At 72.8% G+C, this 1,309-nt stretch carries 2 protein-coding genes; both read left to right on the forward strand.

Annotated elements, in window-relative coordinates; all coding sequences use genetic code 11:
• Position 1: 1 nt before the first annotated feature.
• Positions 2-670 (forward strand): helix-turn-helix transcriptional regulator, encoded by a 669-nt coding sequence (locus FUT87_RS10030; RefSeq protein ID WP_255511757.1) that lies wholly within the window; start codon positions 2-4, stop codon positions 668-670.
• Positions 667-1,309 (forward strand): DUF72 domain-containing protein (locus FUT87_RS10035; RefSeq protein ID WP_147240927.1); only part of this gene is annotated, 643 nt, incomplete at its 3' end. The genes FUT87_RS10030 and FUT87_RS10035, both read left to right, overlap by 4 nt.

Consider the following 1,309-nt stretch of genomic DNA (forward strand, 5'->3'; position numbering starts at 1 on the left):
CATCGCCGCCAGCATGGCCGAGCCGGTCCGCGCGCGCATGCTCTGCTGCCTGATGGACGGCCACGCGCGCACCGCCACCGAGCTGGCCGCCGTCGGCGAGGTCGCGGCCTCGACCGCCAGCGCCCACCTCGCCAAGCTGCTCGCGCAAGGGCTGGTCGGCTGCATGGCCCAGGGCAAGCACCGCTACTACCGGCTCGCGGGCGCCGAGGTGGGCCAGGCCCTGGAGGCGATGCTGGTGCTGGCCGGGCTGCCGCGCCCGCGCTTCGAGCCCAGCACGCCGCCCGCGCTGCGCCAGGCGCGGCGCTGCTACGACCACCTGGCCGGCCATTGGGGCGTGCGGCTGCACGACCACGCGCTGCGCCAGCGCTGGATGACGCCCGATCCCGACGAGGCCCGCGGCTACCGCTGCACCGACGAGGGCCTGGACGCGCTGCGCGCGCTGGGCGTCGATGTCGCCGCGGCCACCGGCGCGCGTCGACGGCGCCTGGCCTGCGCCTGCATGGACTGGAGCGAACGCCGGCCGCACCTGGGCGGCGCGCTGGGCGCGGCCTGGCTGCAGGCGATGCTGGCGCAGGACTGGCTCGACCCCGATCCCGACAGCCGCGCGCTGCGCGTCACGCGGCGCGGGCAGGCCCGACTCGAACGACTGCTGGAGGACACGACGACATGAGCACCTCGATCCATGTGGGCATCGGCGGCTGGAACTTCGAACCCTGGCGCGAGACCTTCTATCCGAAGGACCTGCCGGCGTCGCGCGAGCTGGAATACGCCAGCCGCAAGCTGACCGCCATCGAGGTCAACGGCACCTACTACTCGACCTTCAAGCCGGCCACCTTCGCGAAGTGGCGCGACACGGCGCCCGAGGGCTTCGTGTTCTCGCTCAAGGCCAACCGCTTCGCGACCAACCGGCGGGTGCTGGCCGAGGCCGGCGAATCGGTCATGCGCTTCATCGACAGCGGCGTCGCGGAACTCGGGCCCAAGCTCGGGCCCATCGTCTGGCAGTTCGCGCCGAGCAAGCGATTCGATCCCGTCGACTTCGGCGCCTTCCTGAAGCTGTTGCCGGCGCAGTCCGGTGGCGTGGCGCTGCGCCACGCGCTCGACGTGCGTCACGAGAGCTTCCGCAGCGCCGAGTTCCTGGCGATGGCGCGCGACCACGACGCCGCCGTCGTGTTCACCGAGTCGGACGACTACCCGCCCATCCCGGACCTGACCACCGACTTCGTCTACACCCGCGTGATGCGCACCCGGTCCGAGCTGGTGACCGGCGTCACCGAGGAGGAACTCGACGGCATCGCCGCCAGCGCCTCGC

This window comes from Mitsuaria sp. TWR114 (assembly GCF_007997345.1).